This window comes from Leptothermofonsia sp. ETS-13 (assembly GCF_049200465.1).
GTDB lineage: Bacteria > Cyanobacteriota > Cyanobacteriia > Leptolyngbyales > Leptolyngbyaceae > Leptothermofonsia.
Genome location: NZ_CP120836.1, coordinates 3,822,618 through 3,843,666, shown reverse-complemented (window position 1 = coordinate 3,843,666; position 21,049 = coordinate 3,822,618). Strand labels below are relative to the sequence as shown.

At 49.3% G+C, this 21,049-nt stretch carries 15 protein-coding genes; 8 read left to right on the top strand and 7 right to left on the bottom strand.

Going from position 1 to position 21,049, the window contains the following annotated elements; all coding sequences use genetic code 11:
* Window positions 1-143 precede the first annotated feature (143 nt).
* On the top strand, window positions 144-2,066 hold the full coding sequence (locus P4D80_RS17465) for a serine/threonine protein kinase (RefSeq protein ID WP_421655286.1): 1,923 nt from the start codon (window positions 144-146) through the stop codon (window positions 2,064-2,066).
* Between the two features lie 2 nt (window positions 2,067-2,068).
* Here the strand turns inward: P4D80_RS17465 and P4D80_RS17460 are convergent, their stop codons facing one another.
* On the bottom strand, window positions 2,069-3,373 hold the full coding sequence (locus tag P4D80_RS17460; RefSeq protein ID WP_421655285.1) for a lipid-A-disaccharide synthase: 1,305 nt from the start codon (window positions 3,371-3,373) through the stop codon (window positions 2,069-2,071).
* A 295-nt stretch (window positions 3,374-3,668) separates the two neighbouring features.
* Here P4D80_RS17460 and P4D80_RS17455 point away from each other — a divergent pair, with 295 nt between their 5' ends.
* The gene (locus P4D80_RS17455; RefSeq protein WP_421655284.1) at window positions 3,669-4,286 is read left to right on the top strand and encodes a GNAT family N-acetyltransferase; all 618 of its coding nucleotides are present in this window, start codon (window positions 3,669-3,671) and stop codon (window positions 4,284-4,286) included.
* 481 nt (window positions 4,287-4,767) lie between these two features.
* Window positions 4,768-7,920 carry a PAS domain S-box protein gene (locus tag P4D80_RS17450; protein WP_421655283.1) on the top strand — a complete coding sequence of 1,051 codons (3,153 nt, stop codon included), beginning with the start codon at window positions 4,768-4,770 and terminating at the stop codon, window positions 7,918-7,920.
* Here P4D80_RS17450 and P4D80_RS17445 read toward each other — a convergent pair.
* Both P4D80_RS17445 and petJ read right to left on the bottom strand, forming a co-directional pair.
* The gene (locus P4D80_RS17445; protein WP_421655282.1) at window positions 7,895-8,392 is read right to left on the bottom strand and encodes a hypothetical protein; all 498 of its coding nucleotides are present in this window, start codon (window positions 8,390-8,392) and stop codon (window positions 7,895-7,897) included. The genes P4D80_RS17450 and P4D80_RS17445 overlap by 26 nt on opposite strands.
* A gap of 41 nt (window positions 8,393-8,433) precedes the next feature.
* On the bottom strand, window positions 8,434-8,769 hold the full coding sequence (petJ, locus tag P4D80_RS17440) for a cytochrome c6 PetJ (protein ID WP_421655281.1): 336 nt from the start codon (window positions 8,767-8,769) through the stop codon (window positions 8,434-8,436).
* A 513-nt stretch (window positions 8,770-9,282) separates the two neighbouring features.
* Here petJ and P4D80_RS17435 point away from each other — a divergent pair.
* The 3 genes from P4D80_RS17435 (at window position 9,283) to P4D80_RS17425 (ending at window position 12,561) form a co-directional block, all read left to right on the top strand.
* Window positions 9,283-10,350, top strand: a complete 1,068-nt coding sequence (locus P4D80_RS17435) for a zinc-dependent dehydrogenase (protein WP_421655280.1) — start codon at window positions 9,283-9,285, stop codon at window positions 10,348-10,350.
* Between the two features lie 37 nt (window positions 10,351-10,387).
* A complete protein-coding gene (locus P4D80_RS17430; protein WP_421655279.1) occupies window positions 10,388-11,512 on the top strand; it encodes a glycosyltransferase family protein in 1,125 nt (374 codons plus the stop codon).
* Window positions 11,513-11,619: 107 nt separating this feature from the next.
* A complete protein-coding gene (locus P4D80_RS17425) occupies window positions 11,620-12,561 on the top strand; it encodes a class I SAM-dependent methyltransferase (RefSeq protein WP_421655278.1) in 942 nt (313 codons plus the stop codon).
* Between the two features lie 3 nt (window positions 12,562-12,564).
* Here the strand turns inward: P4D80_RS17425 and P4D80_RS17420 are convergent, their stop codons facing one another.
* The gene (locus P4D80_RS17420) at window positions 12,565-13,089 is read right to left on the bottom strand and encodes a hypothetical protein (RefSeq protein ID WP_421655277.1); all 525 of its coding nucleotides are present in this window, start codon (window positions 13,087-13,089) and stop codon (window positions 12,565-12,567) included.
* A complete protein-coding gene (locus P4D80_RS17415; protein WP_421655276.1) occupies window positions 13,083-14,078 on the bottom strand; it encodes a glycine-rich domain-containing protein in 996 nt (331 codons plus the stop codon). Before P4D80_RS17415 ends, P4D80_RS17420 begins: the two co-directional genes overlap by 7 nt.
* A 160-nt stretch (window positions 14,079-14,238) precedes the next feature.
* On the opposite strand from P4D80_RS17415, the gene P4D80_RS17410 reads away from it, so the two are divergent.
* Together P4D80_RS17410 and P4D80_RS17405 are read left to right on the top strand one after the other, a co-directional pair.
* Window positions 14,239-16,053 (top strand): ABC transporter substrate-binding protein, encoded by a 1,815-nt coding sequence (locus P4D80_RS17410; protein WP_421655275.1) that lies wholly within the window; start codon window positions 14,239-14,241, stop codon window positions 16,051-16,053.
* A gap of 663 nt (window positions 16,054-16,716) precedes the next feature.
* Window positions 16,717-17,952: an LL-diaminopimelate aminotransferase gene (locus tag P4D80_RS17405; RefSeq protein ID WP_421655274.1), complete on the top strand. Its 1,236-nt coding sequence runs from the start codon at window positions 16,717-16,719 to the stop codon at window positions 17,950-17,952.
* Between the two features lie 378 nt (window positions 17,953-18,330).
* Here the strand turns inward: P4D80_RS17405 and P4D80_RS17400 are convergent, their stop codons facing one another.
* Entirely contained in the window at window positions 18,331-20,241 is a 1,911-nt protein-coding gene (locus P4D80_RS17400; protein WP_421655273.1) for an LIC_10190 family membrane protein, read from the bottom strand.
* 242 nt (window positions 20,242-20,483) lie between these two features.
* Window positions 20,484-20,966 carry a TM2 domain-containing protein gene (locus P4D80_RS17395; protein ID WP_421659555.1) on the bottom strand — a complete coding sequence of 161 codons (483 nt, stop codon included), beginning with the start codon at window positions 20,964-20,966 and terminating at the stop codon, window positions 20,484-20,486.
* Window positions 20,967-21,049: the final 83 nt, after the last annotated feature.

The following is a 21,049-nucleotide window of genomic DNA, read 5'->3' as shown; positions in this document are numbered from 1 at the left end:
TAGAAGACTGTCAGTACATCTCTTGTCTCAGGATGCCACTGAGGGGTATCCCCCCCTTGGAAGGAGGGTGCTTTTGTGGGTAATAATCGCTATGCTGGGTGACATCTGTCTCCCAATATGTACGCTTTTTTACAAAAATCAAAATGGTACTCCCAATTCAGGAGGGGATGGTTCTAAGACAGCGGTACGTGATCCAGCAGATTCTGGGTCAGGGTGGCTTTGGGCGAACTTATCTGGCGCTTGATCGTGAACGGTTCGATGAGCCTTGCGTGATCAAAGAATTTGTTGTGCCTTACCAGGATAGTGCCCTGGTTGAGAAATCAAAGGTGTTGTTTCAGCGAGAAGCCAGTATTCTCTATCAGATTCAGCATCCTCAAATTCCCCGATTTTGGGCAGCGTTTGAAGATGAGCAGCGGCTGTTTCTGGTGCAGGACTATATCGAAGGACAGACCTACCGCCGCTTGTTGAGCGATCGCAAACAGCAGGGAAAGACCTTTTCAGAAGCAGAGGTGCTGCACTTTCTCAAGCATCTGTTGCCGGTTCTAATTTATATCCATGATCGGGATATCGTTCATCGAGATATCAGCCCTGAAAACCTGATTCTAAAAACGCAGGAAACGACCCAGCTTTCACCTACAGACTTCTCAACGACATCGGGTTTGCCTGTGCTGATTGATTTTGGGGCTGTTAAGGAAGCAACCAGCCATTGGCCCCTCATGTCCGCAGCTACGCGGGTCGGTAAGGTTGGCTATGCTCCGCCTGAGCAGATGCAAACGGGTAAAGTCTATCCCAACAGCGATCTCTATGCCCTGGCAGCTACGGCTCTGGCGCTTCTGACAGGGCGTGAACCTCAAACCTTGCTTGACAGCCAAACGCTGACCTGGCGCTGGCAGCCCTATGCCACTATTGAGGCAGAACTGGGCAGAATTTTGCAGAAAATGCTGTCGGTGTATCCGGGCGATCGCTACCAATCCGCACGGGAAGTACTGGCGGAACTCCAGCCTTTATTGGAGTCTTCCCAGGAAAGTACGTTGCTACCATCCCCTGCCACAGTTTCCAATCGCCCACAACCTCGCTCTGATGGGACTCCATCTCTGAAGCCAGCCGTTTCTTACTCTACGGTTTCCCAACCCTCTGGAGTGTCTTCTCCCTTAGCCAATGCTGAACTGCAGAAACCTCCCCAGCAATCGCGAAAGGGAATGGGGACAGGAGTTCAAGTGGGAATTGCCGCCTCTTTTCTGATTGCGTTGGGCATTGCGGTTCCTGTTCTATGGCGTGCCTGGACGGGAAACTCTGACTCCAATAAAGTCTGGGTATCCGGTGCAAAGCTTTCGGAGTCGGAAGCGTCCCGAATTCTTGAATTCCAGGGCATTAATTCCAGAGCCTCGGCGCTCAAAACACCAACTAATCCATCCTCTAGCCCAGACGATAGTAACCGTTCGCTTCAAGGGAATAAGTCTCCTCAGCCGATCCAGTTTCCACCGGGTAAAATCACGGCCACGCTTCAGGGCAATCTGGAGAATAATGACTCACAACCCTATGTTTTGAAGGGAGCGCAGGGACAAATTATGACAGCAACCCTGGAAGGAAGCGGGGTAACGATGAATCTCTTGCGCTCTAACCAGGAAGGGATTGATGAGGCATCTTATCGGACAAAAAGCTGGACTGGTCTGCTACCAGTTGATGACCAGTACCTGATTCAAGTTACAGGCTCCGGTTCCTATACGCTTGATGTGGTAATGTCTCCCCTTTCCCGCCCAACCCAGGAGCAAACGCAGCGAGTTTCCTTTGCCCGCGGTGCTTCAGGTACAACGGTGACCGGGAGCATCTCACCCAAACAGATCCGCCGCTATTTACTGAGGGCAAAACAGGGGCAGATCCTTGCGCTTAAGGTTTTGCAGGGGACTATCAATCTCAGTGCGATCGCCCCCAACGGTCAGCGGATTGGCGGCAGCACACCCCAATCCAAAGGATGGCAGGGACGACTCCCAACCAATGGAGATTATGTCATCGAAGTTTCTGCTCCTCAAACGGGAGACTATGTCCTCTCCCTGGAAATTTTTTAGCGCTACCCTCTGCCCCCTTTTTCGATCTCCTGGCAGACTAGCTGCACTAGTTTCTCAGCGGCTCCCGTTTGACCTCGCACCTGTCGGAGGTTTGCTTGCATCTGATTCAGCTTTTCTGGGTGCTTCAGAAAATCAAGCACCATTGCTGCTACATCCTCTGGCTGTAGCTTGCCAACCAATTCGGGTACGATTTCTGCCCTTGCCCAAATGTTAGGCCATGCCAGCAACCCCAGACGACGCAGTGCCCACCAGTTGATGACTGTTGCAAAGGCGGAACCTACCCCTGGCAGGTTTGCCAGCAGTCCGGGTAAACCATCCCACGCCCGCATGACATCCATCTGCTGAGTAGGCAATAAAACAATCATGGGCACTGCCAGGGCTCCCAGTTCAGCAGTGTTTGCCCCAACGGTTGTGATGCAGAGTGTGCATTGGGACAGCATTTCGTAGGCAGGAAAGGGAGTCCACAGCTCAACTTGTAAGCCAGAGCCTGTCTTCAGGATAGGTGTTCCTGATTCAGCCGCAGCAGATTCGGCTAGGCTGGCTTCTGCCCAACCAAATCGCTGAATGATTGGGTTTTGGAGGGGGCTTCCATACTTTGCCAGAGTTTGTAAATCAAGGGTGGGGGCAACGGGCATCACAAAGCGAATATTGGGGTAAATTTGGGCCACTCTTTCGGCGATCGCCAGCGTCAATGGTAATCCCAGCGCCAGCTTCATTGGTTTTGAGCCTGGCAGCAGCCCAATTAAAGGAGAATCGGTTGCAGATTTGGACGATTCAGTTTCTCCGGTTGTCCTGGCTTCTTCCGCCCCCACCTCTGCCATCAAATCTCCTACAACCGTGAATTTGTCTGCATGCTTGGGGGCGACGTGGGCTGCGACTTTGGGGTGCATGATGGCAAAGCGATCAATCCAGGCATGCCAGCGAGCTTCCCACTCGGCATAGACAACTGTGCGATAGCCCAATCGCTTGCCAATCACAACCGGGAAAAACTGATCACCTCCCAAAAACAGGACAACCCCCCGCTGTCGCCAATCCCAGTTTTCAGCAGTTTTTCCCCACAGCAAAAACTGGAAAAAATGCTTTGCTCCCTGCACTCGATCGACTTCTGGAAAGCGACGGGCGATCGCGACTTCCTGCCCGCTTGCATTGGCGCAGGGTGAGAGGATAACTGAGATCCGCACCTGGTCGCGATCGTCTCCCAATTTTTGCCGCAGAACCTGCACAACTGGTTTCACCCAGGTCGCCAGTTCTCCAGGTGCATTCGACAGAATTAAAATATCAATTGCATTATTCCTTTGTATAAGCATAGAGTTCTGTTCCCCTACCAGCCCCTCCTCCCTCACTAACAACTCCTAACACCTACACCCTACATCCTCTTTTAATTAAAATGATCGACTCGATTTGTGCAGCAAGGAATGGTGATCTGGTGCTATTCAAGCATTCATTGCTCAAGGCGCAGACATAAATCATTAGATGAAGAGGTTTCACGGCTTTCGTGGCAGTGGCCAAGGCAAGGTTCGATGGGATTTTACAGCAATTGCTACTACTCTGTTCCTGTCTGTATAGTGGGTGTTACAGTAAAAATTTTTTTCAGCTCTGTCCATGATTGACACCACCGTTCAAGTCAACGTGCGTGCTGCCACATTGAATGATGTTTCTACCTTGTTTAATTTGGTGAGGTCATTGGCGGAATATGAAAACCTTTCCCATGCAGTAACGGGTGATGAGGAACTGCTGAAGGAACATCTTTTTGGCGATCGCCCTTACGCAGAAGCAATCCTAGCGGAATATGCCGGAGAGGTGGCTGGATTTGCACTGTTCTTTTACAACTACTCCACATTCTTGACGAAACCGGGAATTTATCTCGAAGACCTGTTTGTTCTGCCTGAATATCGGCGGCATGGAATTGGCACCGCCTTGTTCAACTACCTAGCGCAGCGAGCAATTGCAGAGGGCTGTGGACGTTTCGAGTGGAGCGTACTGGACTGGAATGAACCTGCGATCTCCTTTTACCAGCGGATGGGCGCTGATATTCTGCCCGACTGGCGAATTTGCCGACTTACAGGAGCAGCTTTAGAGAAACTGGCAAAAGGGAAGCTAAGCTGGATGGCTTTGCCAATCCCTTCTCTGATAACGTTACAACCTGCGGGTGGAATAGAGATGGGATGCCTCAGGTACGTTTCATCAAACGTCCTTACAAACAAAAACATCCTTATATAGCTCTACGCGGGTGCGTTAGGACATTGGAATTAGAGAGGGAGTGGGGGCTTCGCCCCCAGCCAGGGGTGGAACCCCTGCACCCCGTCCTAACCACAATAACTATCACTATACTAATTCAAACAATGACTACCGCTATTCAAACAATGACTACCGCTATACCAATTCAATATGAGGATGCGTAGAATCAGAACCCTCTGTAGTCCCCCTTACCAAGAGGGACGGCGACAGCCGGGGGGTGATAATGTACAGCTTCATAAAACATTGGTATTACAAACAAAAACAGATGTGAAACAAGCTGGGAAATACGTCCCCTTCTTTTTTTAGATTACTAAGGTGGAAGTTTAGATTACTAAGGTGGAAGTTGCTTTATCCTACCCGCTTCATCTCCGAATAGACTTTAAATAGTAAGTATATAACGGTTGCAGATAAAACCCAGATTGTTACCGTGGGATGGGATAACAATGCAGCGAGGGTTAAACCTTTGATTGAATATTTTCTCAGCTATCCGCTGCGGGCATTTTTGGAAGCTGCAATGGATGCCATGGTGTTGATTGATACGGCATTGATTGCAGTTGATGCCAATTCTCTTGCCTGCGAGTTTTTTGGGCTTAAGAAAGAAGATATTGTCGGGCGGGCAATCGCCGATTTCACCCAACCAGACCCCAACCAACCAGTTCCCTGGCGAGATTTTGGTCTTCAACTCCGCTCAACCGGAGTACTCCGGCTCAAAAGTCTCGGTACCTGGCGAGAAGCCAGATACACCTTTACCCCCAATATCCTGCCAGAGCTAAGTTTGCTGGTCTTACGAGACGTAACTGGACAGCAACAGGCAGAACAGACAATACGGCAGTTAAACCAGGAATTGCAACAACTCAACCAGGAAATCGAGCAACGAGTTGAGCAACGCACTACAGAACTGCAAACTGCCTATGACCAGTTGTATACAGAATTGCAACGACAACGACAAGTTGAACAGACCTTAGCCGAAAGCGAAGCCCGTTATCGCTCACTAGTCGTTGCTACTTCCCAGGCTGTCTGGATTACAGATGCAGAAGGCCGTGCCCTGTCAGCTACTCCTGCCTGGTCAAAATTAACGGGGCAAACTCCAGACGAGCATCGCGGCTATGGTTGGCTCAATGCTGTTCACCCCGAAGACCGGGAATGGGTTTTGCAGGCGTGGAGACATGCGGTTGCAACGCAGATGCCCTACGAGGCAGAGTACCGGATCCTGATCAATGGTGAAGTACGATACATTATTGCCCGTGCAGTGCCAGTGCACTCCACCAATGGGCAGGTGCGGGAATGGATCGGCACCAGTACCGATATCACCCAGCGCAAACTCATTGAAGAGAACCTGCGGCAGAGTGAATCCAGGCTGGCGGCAGCCCAGGAAATTGCGCACCTTGGCAACTGGGAATATGACCTCACTACCCACAAAATTACCTGGTCAAAAGAACAGTTCCAAATTTACGGGGTGAATCCCGCGGAGTTTGAGCCCAGCTATCCCGAACTGCTTCAGTGGTTTTATCCCGAAGATGGTGAGCGGCTCAAGCAAGCGGTACAGCAAGCTATTTCCTCTGGTACTCCTTATGTCCTTGACCTGCGGCGGTTGCAGCCCGATGGCTCTGTTCAATATCTCGAAATTCGAGGACAAACCGTTTTAGATAACCAGGGGCGCGTCATTCGGCTTTATGGAACGACGCAGGATATTACTGAACGCAAACAACTGGAATATCGATTGCGATCGCAGGCTGAATATGAAGCTTTGATTGGAAAAGTCACACAACGAATTCGTCAATCACTGAATCTGGATGAGATTCTCAACAAAACTGTCAATGAGGTGCGGCAGTTGCTGCAGGCAGATCGGGTGCTGATTTACCGGGTTGCATCCGATAAAGCCAGTTTTGTCATTACAGAAGCGGTTGCAAACAATTGTCCTTCTATCATTGGGCGGGTTCTCCCCCCCGAAATTTTTCCGGCAGAGTGTCTCCAACTCTATCGGCAAGGGCAAGTGTGGGCCGTCACAGATATTGAGCAGGATAAGCTTTCCCCCTGTGTGGTCGATTCCCTGCACCAGCTAGGTGTGAAAGCCAAAATTGTTATTCCCATCCTTTGCCATACAGAAACTTCCAGCGAACCGTCAGAAAGCCTGTGGGGGCTTCTCATCGCCCATCAATGCTCAGCATCCCGACAGTGGCAGCCAACTGAAGTAGATTTGTTAGAACAACTGGCAAGCCAGGTGGGAATTGCAATTCAGCAGGCTGAACTTTACCACCAGGTTCAGCAACTCAACTCTGACCTGGAAAAGGAAGTGGAAAAGCGCACCAATCTACTTCGGCAAGCCTATGAGTTTGAGTCTACCTTGAAGCGAATTACCGATAAAGTACGCGACTCACTGGATGAAAATCAGATTTTGCAGAGCGCCGTTGAAGAATTGGCAAGAGTTCTCAGTATTCGCTGCTGCAATGCAGCATTGTTTGACTTTAATCTGGGGACCTCCACCATCTGCTACGAGTACACCAACGGAGCGGATGTTCCCTCCCACGGGCGTGTATCCAAAATTGTTGATTTTCCAGAGATCTACAGCCAGATTTTGCTGGGCCAGCACTTCCAGTTTTGCTCATTGGTGCCCAATCCCAGACGTGGGCGAGCAGCCATGCTTTGCTGCCCCATTTTTGATGACCAGGGGGTGTTGGGTGATCTGTGGCTGGTGAACCAGGCTGACTATGGCTTTAGTGAACAAGACATCCGTCTGGTACAACAGGTCGCTAACCAATGCGCGATCGCCCTGCGTCAGGCTCGTCTTTATCAGGCAGCCCAAGCCCAGGTTCAAGAACTGGAACGGCTCAACCAGCTTAAAGATGATTTTGTTAGCACAGTTTCCCACGAACTGCGCACCCCCATGTCCAACATTAAGATGGCGACTCAAATGCTGGAAATTGCGCTCAAAGAGGAGACTGGAGTTAGAAACCAGAAGTCAAAATTGGAAAAACATTCTCGTTCAAAGGTCGCCCATTATCTGACGATTCTCAAAGCGGAATGTCAACGCGAAATCAATTTAATCAATGATCTGCTTGACCTTTCCCGTTTGGATAATGGCAATGTATCCCTGAACCCAACCCAAGTTGACCTCCAACCGTGGCTCACTCATCTGGCAGAACCCTTTGTAGAACGGGCCAAAACTCAACAACAGCAGTTCAGGCTTGATGTTCCTGATCATCTGCTCACACTTATTACCGATGTGACCTACCTGGAGCGATTGCTGAGTGAGCTCCTAACCAATGCCTGCAAGTACACTCCCGCGGGAGAACAGATTGAGGTCAGAGTGAGACAAGAGAAAAGTCACATAGTAAAACATGACACTTCGCTAGTTTTTCTCTCCTATGCGCCCTCGCTGCAAATTTTCATTACAAATACCGGGGTTGAAATCTCTGAACACGAGCGCGATCGCGTCTTTGAAAAGTTCTACCGCATTCCCAGTAACGACCCCTGGAAGCACGGTGGCACAGGTTTAGGCTTGGCATTGGTGAAAAGGCTAGCAGAACGTCTAGGTGGAGAAATCGCCCTAGAAAGCGGCGAAGGGAAAACGACATTTAGGCTGCAATTGCCTATGGTACTTCCTTCACCTGAATAGTAGCAGTCGCTTGAATAGGCCGACCATTATAGACCAGAGTCTCGTGGGCATTAGTGTTCAACGTGACTCGAATTTTGTGCTCACCAGGAGGCAAGACGCCTAGGTAATACCAGTTGCCGTAGAGACGGGTGATTTTCTTGCCATCAATGTAAAGATGAGCATGTCCTTCACGAAAATTACCTCTTGTATTCACGCGCTCGGGCGCAAACGTGAAATTGGTAGTTTGAAGCTCCAGATTCCATCCCTTCATCGCATCGAGGTGCACAATCAATCGCACGGTAGGAACAGGCTGTCCTGGAGGAACTTCAACCATGGAATGGCGATGATGAGTTTCATCCTGGTGAGGCATTCCTGAACGATCGTGGGCATACAGTAAAGGGTGAGGAGGAAAAAGATCCGCGATCGCACCAGTTGGAGCGCAGAGTATACCACTAACCAGTATTTTGACGAGCCCCAAACCTTTTTGCATCATTACTTACTCTTTCCTCCGGGTGCTAGCACAGGGTGTAATCGCTACTTCCAACCCTTTGAAGACTGATCCAGTACGTAGGCTGCCACGGCTTCAATTTGCTCATCAGTTAACCGTCCTTTAAATGAGGGCATTGCGTTCTTACCATTTTTGACCTGGTTGATAATCGCATCCGCAGAGTCCATACCAAACTGTTTCAAGGTTTCGGCTTTGAGGGTTTTACTGGCTAAAACCACATTGCCCCCATTCATATGGCAAGCCGCACAGTTAGAACTGAAAACTTTGGCCCCCAGAGCAAGGTCTGCAGCCAAAACAGGACGGGCAAAGGTCAGGGTCAGGAGGGCGATCGCAACCACGATCATCAACAACTTTTTTCTCATGAGTGCTCTTCTTATTTAACGAATCGGCAAAACTCTTCTAATTTTGGGGAGCATTTACCCCGAAGTCAAAAGACAGGCTGTCGAAGATTGTTACAGTGGTATGTAGCGAACCTGTGCATACAGAATGAGGCAGGGTTTCTAAGGGATTGCGAGATCGCCTTCTGGCCCGTCGTCAGGCGCGTTAGGAGGCCAATTTGTAACAGGTGCCGGTTGGGGGTCAGGTAACAGGTGTCAGTCAGAGTTTGAGCTTCGCTGTGAATGGGGCGATCGCGGTGTTGTTTAATTAACGCCAGGCAGCGATGTGGTAATCATTTTGATTCAACTATTAACCTCAGTGCAGTTCAGGGAAAGAGCTGATAGCTAGAGGCTTTCCAATCAATGTGGAGTTGGCAGTTGCCTTCAATGTCAGCAATTGTGTTCCTCTGTTGAGCCAGCAAGCATATGTCAGAGCGAATAGCTGATGGCTAACGGCTAATGGTACAGTTTTCATCGGAGGGTCTTGAGGAATTTGCGATGAAAGCGCAGGTGTTTCGAGGGGTTAATCAACTGAGCTACGAGGAAGTCCCAACCCCGGAAATTTTGCCAGATGAAGTCCTGGTGCAGGTGCAAGTTGTTGGATTGTGCCAATCGGATATTAAAAAGATTCGTTATCCACTCTATGAACCCCCGCGCATTTTTGGGCACGAAACCGCTGGAACTATTGCGGCTGTCGGTTCTGAGGTGAAAGGCTGGCAGGTGGGCGATCGCGTCGTCGTGCTGCATCACATTCCCTGCATGCACTGTGCCTACTGCCTCAATGACAACTTCTCCATGTGTGATGTCTATAAAAACATCACTACAACGGCTGGTTTTGCCCCCAGTGGCGGTGGGTTTGCAGAATATGTCAAAGTGCCAGGGCATATTGTGCATAATGGCGGTTTGATGCAGATTCCCGATGGAATTACCTTTGAGCAGGCTAGCTTTGTGGAGCCAACCAATTGTTGCCTGAAAGCCGTCAAGAAAGCCCAGGTGCAACCCGGTCAAACCGTTCTGATCACCGGAGCGGGGCCAATTGGATTAATGTTTATCATGCTGGTGAAATATTGTGGGGCACGGGCGATCGCTACAGACCTGATTCCCAGTCGGGTTAAGAAGGCACTGGAGGTAGGGGCTGATGCGGCCTTTGATGCCCGCGACCCCGATTTACCGGCTAAAATTCAGGCGCTCACCAGAGGGTTGGGGGTCGATACCAGCCTACTGGCGGTTCCCAGCGAGAAGGCTTTCTTCCAGGCACTGGACTGCACTCGTAAGGGTGGCAAAATTCTCTTCTTTGCTGAATTTCCCGATGAGGTCGAAATTCCCATCAATCCCAATATTCTTTATCGCCGCGAGATCGACCTGATGGGCAGCTACAGTTCCTCCTTCCGGGTGCAACAACTGGCCGCAGACATTGTATTCAATCAATGGATTGATGTTGATGTGCTGGTGAGCGATCGCTTTCCCCTGAAAGATCTGGCTGTCGCCGTAGAACGAGCCGTTTCGCCAACCCCTGAAACCTACAAAATTCTGATTTATCCGCAATCATCGGGAAGGCAAATCTGAGCGAACCTTGCACCATGGAAAAGTATCTCTCGCCGTTATGAAAGGTCAGCCAGTGCAGCCCTCATTCACCTTCCTGATAGAAAGCTCACCCAGTTCAATTTATCGACGCATCACAACAGGTTACAGAGATGCTTTAGAACGACGAGGACATCAAGTTATCTACTTTGATCCGACACAGTATCCTGATTTTGAGCATGCCTTAAATCACTATATTGAGATCCTCAAATCACAAACAATTGACTATTTTGTTATCTTTGACAATTCCCCTCTCTCTTCCTTCTACTTAAAGGAATTAAATCGCTTTGTATTTGAAGAAAGTTTAGCTTTTCTCATTTTTATTCACCACGATAACATCTGGAGCAGTTTTACTACAACTGAATTAGAAACGGGTCATCATCCTTTAGAAGCCTGGCGCAGGACAGATAACAGAAGTATTCATTTCTGCCTGGAATACAGTAACTTCATTGATTTGAAGATCATGGGATTCAGTCATGCGCATCCCATTTTTCATGGTTCTGAATTTGAAAAGATAAACCCACCAGAAACCTATACTCATGATGTCTCGTTCGTTGGACATGTTTTACCAGGCATTGGGGATGTTTTTGAGCGATTTGAACATTTAGATTACTCTCATCTCATTGCCGCTGACTTCTGGTTACGGCTTGCTTCTCTCGATAGAAAAATTGCTCCTTCTGCAGTAGCCTATGCCAGTCGGGGCGGGAAGGTGATGGGCCATCCAGAATTTATTCAACAGCGATCGCTCTATCAGTATACGGTTAGCCTTCTATCCACCAGTTTTCGGGGAGAAATCCTTAAACGTCTTGCGACTAATTTTAAGATAGATATTATTGGTGGTGATCCGGGTTATCTGAGTGGGATTTCAACCAACCGCCTTTTGACAAAGGAAAACATTAGCTACCATCCTCCAACAGATAACTATAGAAAAACCCAAGCGGTATACAGCAGTTCTAAAATCAACTTGAATATCACAGGCATTCAATTTGATGATGCGGTCGTTAATCGCGTGATTGATGCAGGTTCATCGGGTGGATTTATCCTGACGGATCGAAGAACCGATTTAAGTAAAATCACGACCGTTAGCGAAGCAATTAGTTATCAAACGATCGATGAACTTTTAATGAGAAGATTCAATACTACCTGATCCATGAAAAAGAACGATTAGAAATTATCCATCAACTGCACAAAGATATTCAAGAGAAATGTACCTACGATGAACTCGTTGAATTTATCTTTTCAACCATCAGCTCTATGTCAGAACCAGAAGAAAATCAACCTGAAAGAATTTGCGTTGATCTTGGATGCGGTGATCATAAATCACCCGGTTTTATAGGCGTAGATATTTATCCTGGGCCTGAAGTGGATATTGTTGCAGACCTCAATCAGCAATTTCCATTTCCTGACAACAGTGTCGATTTGCTTAAAGCCTATGATTCGATTGAACATTTGAGCGATCGCCTCCATACCATGAATGAAATCTGGAGGATTTGTAAACCGGATGGAATTGTGGATATTCGAGTTCCTTCAACGGATGGTCGGGGAGCATTTCAAGATCCAACCCACATTAGCTTCTGGAACATCAATTCATTTAAATACTATTGTGTCGAATTTCCCAGCTACCTGGCTCTGTGTCAAAGATACGGCTTTAAAGGTGCGTTCAGTATTATTGAACTGAACCATGAAGACGAAACTCAAGATCATGTCATCCATGTCAGAGCCATCTTAAAGGCGATTAAGTCGGACGGTTTTCTAATCGATGATCTGGAAAAGCGGTTACGGCTTAGAGCCACCAATTTGATTATTTTTCCAGATTGGTCTCAATTGGGTGAACAACTCTACGAATACCTGAGTGAAGTGATTCGAGCGATCGCCCAACACCCGGACCGCCAATCGATGACCTTGCTTGTTGAAAAAGGCAACTTTCCTGAACAGGCTGAGATCAGTCTCGAAGAAGTGTTCTACGAGTTAGTACTCAACCTGTTTTTAACTGAGGGGATCGACATTGCAAATGAAGGGCCTGAAGTTTCACTCCTGGAAAATTTAGCTCCCCATGAATATGAAAAACTGTTTCAGTCCATCTCCTATCGAATTTCTATCCCCTTCGAAGATAGGGAGATCGTTGAATTCTTTCAGGCAGAAAGTTTACCGATTTGTGATTTAGAAACGTTGAAACAAAGTGGGGAAATTGCCTGATTCTCATCCACCGCAGCCACCACAACCGCCACAGCCAGCATCTCCACCACCATCCCCACTACCACAGCCGCTATTTCCACTCGTGCTGCTGCACTGACCACAGTCACTACCGCAGATTCTGCGTCCACTACTTCCACTACGACTGGTTCTTCTCTGACCCGTAATCAGACAGAACAGGAGCAAGGAGCCAGTGATGGTAGCAAGCAGCCCCTGAGCGCCAAAAATTTGCACAAAAACGAAGATTCCAAACAATCCTAGAGGAACCAGTGTCAGCCAGAGAATGAAATACAGCAGGTCAGTCAAACCCTTCAATAGTGGGAGTTGTTGATTTCTGAAGCTAATTTGTAGCCGCCAGATCAGGTAAACACCGACTAGCACGCACAGGAAACCCATATAGCCAACAGGTTTATTGCGAGACAGGCCGATCGCAATGCGAATCAGGCCCGTTGTGTATAAACCTGCAATTGCAAATAAAGTGATCTGGAGCGCGATCGCAGCCAAACTCTGAGAAAGGGGACGGTTTAGCAAACCTCCCCCAGCCGCCACGAGTGAGATTTGAGGAGACGTTTGCCCCATCCTGCGTAACTGACGCCTGATACCCCACTGAAACGCCTGATCCAGCAACCCTCCAACCAGAGCCGATAAAGCAAAAAAAGTGATAGAAACTCCCAGGCTACCAGGTTGGACAACTCTACAATCAGTTTTCCCATTCCCAACCCAAAGGGCACTAAACAAAAACCAGCCATCACCATTGGGGGAATGAATGAGTGTTCATTCATTCGCCAAAGTCGCCATTCCAGAACTCGGACCATAACAAAGCCAGTGACCCCAACCAGCAGGCAAAAGAAGAAGAAATCCGGGACAGCATATCTGAATGGGTTTAACCAATGGGAGGATGCCTGAATGGGTGGCGCGGCAACCGCCCAGGCGACACCACTAAACACCATGATCCACACCAGTCCCACAATCATGAAGGGATTGGCATAGAGGGTTGCAATCCACTGGCAATCTGGTTTAGGGATGATCCAGTTCTGCTCGGTATTTACGCGAGTAAAACGAGTATCCCGCCCAAACCGGATATGAGCGGGATGCCAGATGTCTGAAGGGGGAGGCTGATTAAAAAACTGTTCGTAGCTTTTTAGCGTTTTATTGTACCAGTCATTAAATTTCTGACGCCCCCAGGTTCCTCCCTTTGTGGGGCCGTGGTGCAAAGGCTTTTGCAATACTTTGGGACAAAATTCTTCCCAGTAGGAACGGGTGTAAAGCAAATGCAAATGCCAGACCTGATCCACCTGGTCAGAGGGTGTTACGGGATGATCGGAAATGGCTGCCAGAAAGACAAATTTCTTGTACTCTTCAATCACGCGGCTGGTATATTCGAGGCTCCAGCCATTCTCCCGGGCAAGACGGTGACTAAAGGGGAGGGCTGTATCCGTTTCGTCTAAAGAAGCTGTATCCGTTTCGTCTAAAGAAAATGTTTGAATCCGCTGGTATAACTCTGCCTGTTGCCTGTTCACAGTCAACTCCTTTGTGGGAATTCGGGAAGGGGCGAAATTCGTTGTGGTGTTGTTTCCAAAACCTTTCCTTACAGAGCCGATAGATTGACCATCTATCCAATAGGATCGAAACGCTGGAAATAAAATGGCTTCTATAACATTCCGTAGCGCTTAACATTCCGTGACGATTTACCAGAAACTTCAACTGCGATCGCTCCCATTCCTGATAGCCGGGCTAGTCAGTTTGCTGCTCCTGCTGTTATCTGGTTGCCACCCTTCCAACTTCCGCAGCCAGGCTGCCCAGGGTTCCCAGCTTGTGCTGAGTGCGCTCACCGATCCCAAAACATTCAATTTCGCGAATAACCAGTCCTTTCCCAACATTTTTTTGTTTGCCTATGAAGGATTGACCCGTGAAAACGGAGTGACGGGGAAAGTGGAACCCGCCCTGGCCGAATCCTGGGAAATGTCAGCAGATAAAAAGCGAATTGTGTTTACCCTGCGCGAAGGGTTGAAATGGTCGGATGGACACCCCCTGACTGTGGATGATGTGGTTTTCACCTATCGGGATATTGTGGCTAATCCGGACATTCCAACGGATGCAAAGGATGGTCTGCGGATTGGTCCCAGGGGATTGTTTCCCCAGGTGCGTAAATTGAGCGATCGCCGCGTCGAATTTCTGCTGCCAGAACCCTTTGCGCCTTTACTGCGGGCCACTTCTGCTCCCGATGGCGTTTTGATCATGCCCAAACATGCACTGGAAGAAACACTGCGAACCAGGGGCTCGGACGGCAATCTGAAGTTCATTTCCACCTGGAATACGGATACCCCACCGGAACAAATTATCGTCAATGGCCCTTTTCTGCTGGAGAGCTACACAGCGGGTCAACGCCTCGTGTTTCGCCGCAATCCCTACTACTGGCGCCAAGATGCCCAGGGTAATCCGCTGCCCTATATTGACCGGATTGTCTGGCAATTTGTGGAGAGCACCGATACCCAACTTCTCCGCTTTCGATCCGGTGACTTGGATGTAATGGGCGATTCCCGTCCCCTGCACCCGGAATACTACTCGCTGCTAAAACGGGAGGAGAAGCGAGGCAATTTTCAGGTTTACAATGGCGGTCCCTGGTCGGGTATCCTCTACATGGCATTTAATTTGAACAAAGCCCAGGATGCCAGCGGTAAACCGATTGTGGATCCGGTTAAGTCTCGCTGGTTCAATAATCTGGCCTTCCGGCAGGCGGTAGCCCATGCGATTGATCGCGATCGCATCAACGTCAACCTGTTTCGCGGTTTGGGAGTCATCCAAAATTCTCCGATTTCAGTCCAGAGCCCCTATTTCCTGTCACCCAAAGATGGCTTGAAGGTTTACGAATACAATCCCCAAATTGCGAAGGATCTGCTACTGAAAGCCGGGTTTCAATACAATAACCAGGGGCAACTGCTGGATGCAGATGGCAATCGGGTGCGGTTCACGCTATTGACGAATGCCAGTAATTTAGTTCGGGTAGCGATCGGTTCCCAAATTAAACAAGACCTGGCGAGAATCGGCATTCAAGTAGACTTTAACGCTATTAATTTCAACACTCTGGGCGACAAGATCTCGACGACAAGGGATTGGGATGCCCATATCATTGGCTTTACGGGTGGCATCGAACCCCACAGTTCTGCCAACTTTTGGATGACCAATGGAGCCTCTCACTACTTCAACCTTGCCCCCCAACCCGGTCAGCAACCACCGATTCAGGGCTGGCAGGCAACGGATTACGAAAAGGAAATTGATCGCCTCTTCATCGCCGGAGCTCGAGAATTGGACGAAACCAGGCGCAAAGCCATCTACGCCGATTTTCAGCGTCTCGTTCAAGAGCAACTTCCCATTCTCCTGCTGGTGAATGACTCTGCCTTGATGGCATCCCGCAACACAGTCGATGGCCTGAAATACACCGGCTTACCCAGTTGGGGATTATGGAATATCCACGAGCTGCGAGTTAAAAAATAGATGCTGCATAAGTAGCCACCTTAAACAGCATAAGGGACTCGCCGAGAAATAACATCCCACTTTCATCCACTTATCCACCCATCCACCCCGTTCAACTTGGGATTCTATTTGTACGCTGATCCCTAAGTAGGTGGCCACAATTAATTGTGAAGGGAGGCTTGGGGGCTACGCCCCCAGCCAGGGGTAGAACCCCTGCACCCCGTCCTAACCATAATGACTACCGCTATAAAGGTCAGTTTTCAGCATTTCTTAGCATCGTTCTGAGAATTGGGCTTGGATTACGATTGGCAGTAAGCTGGTTTACAGCGGTTTATGTCACTGGGTCACCCAGGAAGCATAGCGGTTTTCACTCCTATGAGGTACCTCCCTGTCCTAACCTACTGTGTATACCAGTGATTTGTTTCTGCTGGAAGCCTCTAAGACCTAAGCCCCAACCCCTTCCCTTGGAGGGAAGGGGAGCTCTGATTCAAGTCCCTCTCCATGTCGGAGAGGGGTTTGGGGAGAGGTCAAGCGATTTGTGTATACACGATAGCTGTCCTAACAGGATGTCCCTCGTTGGAACAGAAATTGCTATAGTTGATACCCATTGGGCAGAGCGGTTCCAACTTCTGCCGGGGGAGCTAAGCCTGGGAAAGCCACTGTAGGGTACTTGAAGCAATCATTATGGCAATCATTAACGATAATTACCTCAAACTAAAGGCAGGTTACCTGTTTCCCGAAATTGCCCGACGGGTGAACGCATTTGCCGAAGCAAACCCGACTGCCAGAATCATTCGATTGGGCATTGGCGACGTTACAGAACCGCTACCAGAGGCTTGCCGTATCGCCATGATTACGGCAGTTGAAGAAATGGGCGATCGCACCACGTTCAAAGGCTACGGCCCCGAACAGGGCTATTCCTGGCTGCGGGAAAAGATCGCCACCCACGATTTTCAGGCTCGTGGCTGCGATATTGATGCCTCTGAAATCTTTGTCTCCGATGGCTCTAAGTGCGACACTGGGAACATTCTGGACATCTTTGGCAACGACAACACAATCGCGGTTACTGACCCGGTGTATCCCGTATACGTAGATACTAACGTCATGGCCGGACATACCAGAGAAGCAAACGAGAAAGGAGAATACGGAGGGTTGGTTTATTTGCCAATTACTGCCGAAAATAACTTCACGGCAACGATCCCTACTCAAAAAGTGGATCTGATCTACCTCTGCTTTCCCAATAATCCTACAGGGGCAACGGCTACCAGAGAACACCTGCAAGCCTGGGTAGACTACGCCCGCACCCATGGCTCTATTCTCTTTTTTGATGCCGCCTACGAAGCGTTTATCACCGATCCAGCAGTTCCCCATTCGATTTACGAGATTGAGGGAGCCAGAGAATGTGCGATCGAATTTCGCTCCTTTTCCAAAAATGCAGGCTTTACTGGTACCCGCTGCGCCTTCACCGTTGTGCCCAAGACCTTGACAGCAAAAGCTTCCGATGGTTCTGATGTCGAACTCTGGAAGTTGTGGAATCGTCGCCAATCTACCAAGTTCAATGGCGTATCCTACATTGTACAGCGGGGGGCCGAAGCGGTCTATTCACCAGAGGGGCAGGCCCAAACTAAAGCCCTGGTCAACTTCTATATGGAAAATGCCCGCATCATTCGTGAACAGCTTACAGCGGCTGGATTGTCCGTTTATGGCGGGGTCAATGCTCCCTACGTCTGGGTCAAAACGCCCCATGGTCTTTCCAGTTGGGACTTCTTCGATAAACTGCTGCACACCTGCAACGTGGTAGGAACTCCCGGCTCCGGCTTTGGGGCGGCGGGAGAAGGCTACTTCCGCATCTCGGCCTTCAATAGCCGGGAAAACGTAGAAGAGGCTATGAGACGGATTACAGAAAAGTTTAAGGCATAATGCTAATTGACTGACAAAACTTGAAAAGGAGGGAGGCTAAGCCCTTGGTAAAAGGGCACTCGCAGATTAATGTGAAAGTTATAGCGGTAGTCATTATGGTTAGGACGGGGTGCAGGGGTGGAATCTCTGGCTGGGGGCGAAACCCCCACTCCCTCTCTAATTCCAGTGTCCTAACGCACCCGCGTAGAGCTATATATGAGTACTACAAGTGCTGCACATTTGACTCCTCCTAGCCTACCCTTGCCAAGGGGGGGCCATAGGCGGTGGGGTTTTGAGGTAGCCTTTATTGAGGAAACTGGTATTAGACTGAAACCTATCACCTACCCCCTGGCCCAATCTCCTACTCCCCTGGTGCTGGACACCATTGGACGCTTTTCATTATTTGAGAGGGCGATCGCCTGGTAGCTTTCGCACAAACCCCCCTGCGATTCCCCGATTGGGGTCTCGTAATTGAATGTGCTTTGAAGGTTGGAAGGAACAGGGGATCTGCGTTGCCCAGCACAGGTAATCGCCCTGAGTGTGGAAATAAACAACATCATTGACCTGCCTTTGCTCAACCTGGGCATTCCGCATCCGGGGTGGTAAAAAGATTCGTGCCTGGGCATTGCTGATACAGGTTGCGACTATAAGGCTGCCCACGAAAACCGGCAGCCACTTTATGACCTGATGGGATTTAGATCGATTCAGATCGTAGCTTTGTAGGGAATGGATGAGGGGAAATGTGCTGCCAAACCATTTATGAAAACAGATTGCTGCGGATAGCCCGATTAAAAGAACAATGTAGGGAATACAAAATCGAATCCAGGGAGCTTTGAGCATGATGAAGGTCATGCCGGTAAACCCTAATCCGGTTAACCAGCGCTGTCCAGGGTTGGGGTTCGTGAGCAGAGACTTGGTGTGGCAAACCGTTGCTAGAAGGGCGATCGCAATCAGAGCAACCAGGATTTGGTTTGGATAATTATCCCTCAGCCAGCGTTGAAATGACCAGAGCCAGGGAATGGTGCCCGTCGGAGGTTTGCCATACCAACTGGTCCATTGATGAGTGCTATTAGCAACAGACCGTACAGTTTCTAAAGACTGCGACCAGGGCAAATCCAAACACAAAATTGAGGAGGGATACAGTGGACAACCAGTCTTCACAACCCCTGAGAGCAGCATTGGAGAAAGCAGAACAATCAGAATCGCACTAGCTATCAACCCTTTTCGAAACCAACGTTTTCTGCCTCCCATAAAAAAGAGGCCAGACACCAGCACCAGGGGAAGCGCCGTTGGTTTCATGGTCATCGCCCCTGCTGCCAGGATGAGGGGAATGGCTTGTGCGCCGAGATCGTTAAGGGAGTGGTGGATGGATGGATGGATGGGTGGATAAGGGAGTGGGTGGAGTAATGGGGTGATGGGGTGATGGGGTGATGAGGGGGATGGGTAGGAGGAGGGATGGGTAATCCACTCACTCACCTTCCCACCCATCCATTCATTGGCTCTTTTTGTCTGTCGCCTATCCTCTAAGACAACAGGTGGTACGGCATTGAATTCAGACAAAACTATCATTGTCCAGGCAACGACTTCGACCAGCCAGAGTACCGGGAAGTCTGGGGAGGGAGATAGGGCGATCGCTACCAGAGTGCGAGAAGAGAGGATACTCAACGGCAGCAGACCAGCCAGGACAATAATGAACCAATCGCTGAGTCTTGCCTGATTGTGAACACTAAGATTTATGCTGATCAAAAGCTGAATAACTGCTATCCAGATCAGAAAGCTATTGGTTACTGCACTGACACGAGCATCGAAGATTTCGGGATTGAAGGGAGCCGCCAGCGCAAACCAGGATGAGGTGAACCCCAGATTGTTCATCAATAGCGCCAGACCAGGAACAGTGCCAAATTTAGCCAACCAGTTAATGGCCCCGTAGTGGTAGATTCCCGTATCAATCCAGGTGACCTGATGGCTGGTAAGGGCTGCAATCATGACTGCTACCAGCCCAAAACCTGCCATCCTTTGCAATGACAGTGCAGACCTGAAAGCAGCCAGATCTATGCGGGATCTGGGAGACAAAAGAGAGAGGGTGCAAAGTAAGCCAGCCGTAACTGCCCCCACCAGCGGAGATAGCGGAGAAATCAGAGACACCGCCAGTAAAGTCACCGATAAAACAACGATACCTAACCAGACGGCAAGAATGAAGCGATCGCCCATCCGCTCCAACTGATTGGCCCGCAGCGCATTGAGCAAGCCCGTGCCGATGACGCAGCACCCAATGAGTAGAAGTATCCAGGCAGCAATGAAATAAAGCATATACCTTGCGCAGCTTCAGATTTGCGGTTGGTAGATGCCTCTCACCCTCCCCCTTATTTCTTCAATTCAGATGCCAAATCGGGAAGTTTTGTAACGGTTCTTGCCACAAAGAGGTATTCTTTACCCTGCCTGGAATAGAAGCCAGGAGCCAGAATTAGAAGTCAGAAGAGAAAAGGGTTCTGGCTCCTGGCTCCCCAATCTCAATCAGTGCTGCTGGGCATCATTCCTACTGGCTACTTAACCTAAAGTGCCGGAAACACGTAAATTACAGCTCCTGTCTTCGAATCATTTTGAATGTCTGCGTGCCCTTTCTTTGCCATTGCCAGTAAAGTTGCCTCAACATCTTGAAAGCTGGCCCCTGTATCGGCAACGCCCTGGGTGACTGAGATTCTGCCATGACGAGCCTGGGCAGCCTTCAACAACCTGACATCCAGTGATTTGGCGTTCAGTTTGGGCTCCAGAGTATTCACGACCCGCGAGATACCTGGTTCCAGATCTCCATAGGAGTAACCCAGGTGCTTCAGACGCTTCAGGTTGTGTTCTTCCACCATTTCGGGAATGAGAAAGAGATCAACAATTTGACCAATCCCAAACAAACCGCCCGTTAGCAACCACAGAAAGCCAGAGACCATCTTGCCATTGTAGAAGCGGTGCAGCCCTCCGATTCCCAGTAAAATTGCCAGCCAAAGCAGATAGGAAGTCCATTTCGGTTCATGGTTATTAATTTTGTGTGTTTAGGGAACAGGTTATAGATTCAGCCCTAGCTCTCTGGTTTCCTGAACGAAAAACCGATCTCAAAATGGAGGGT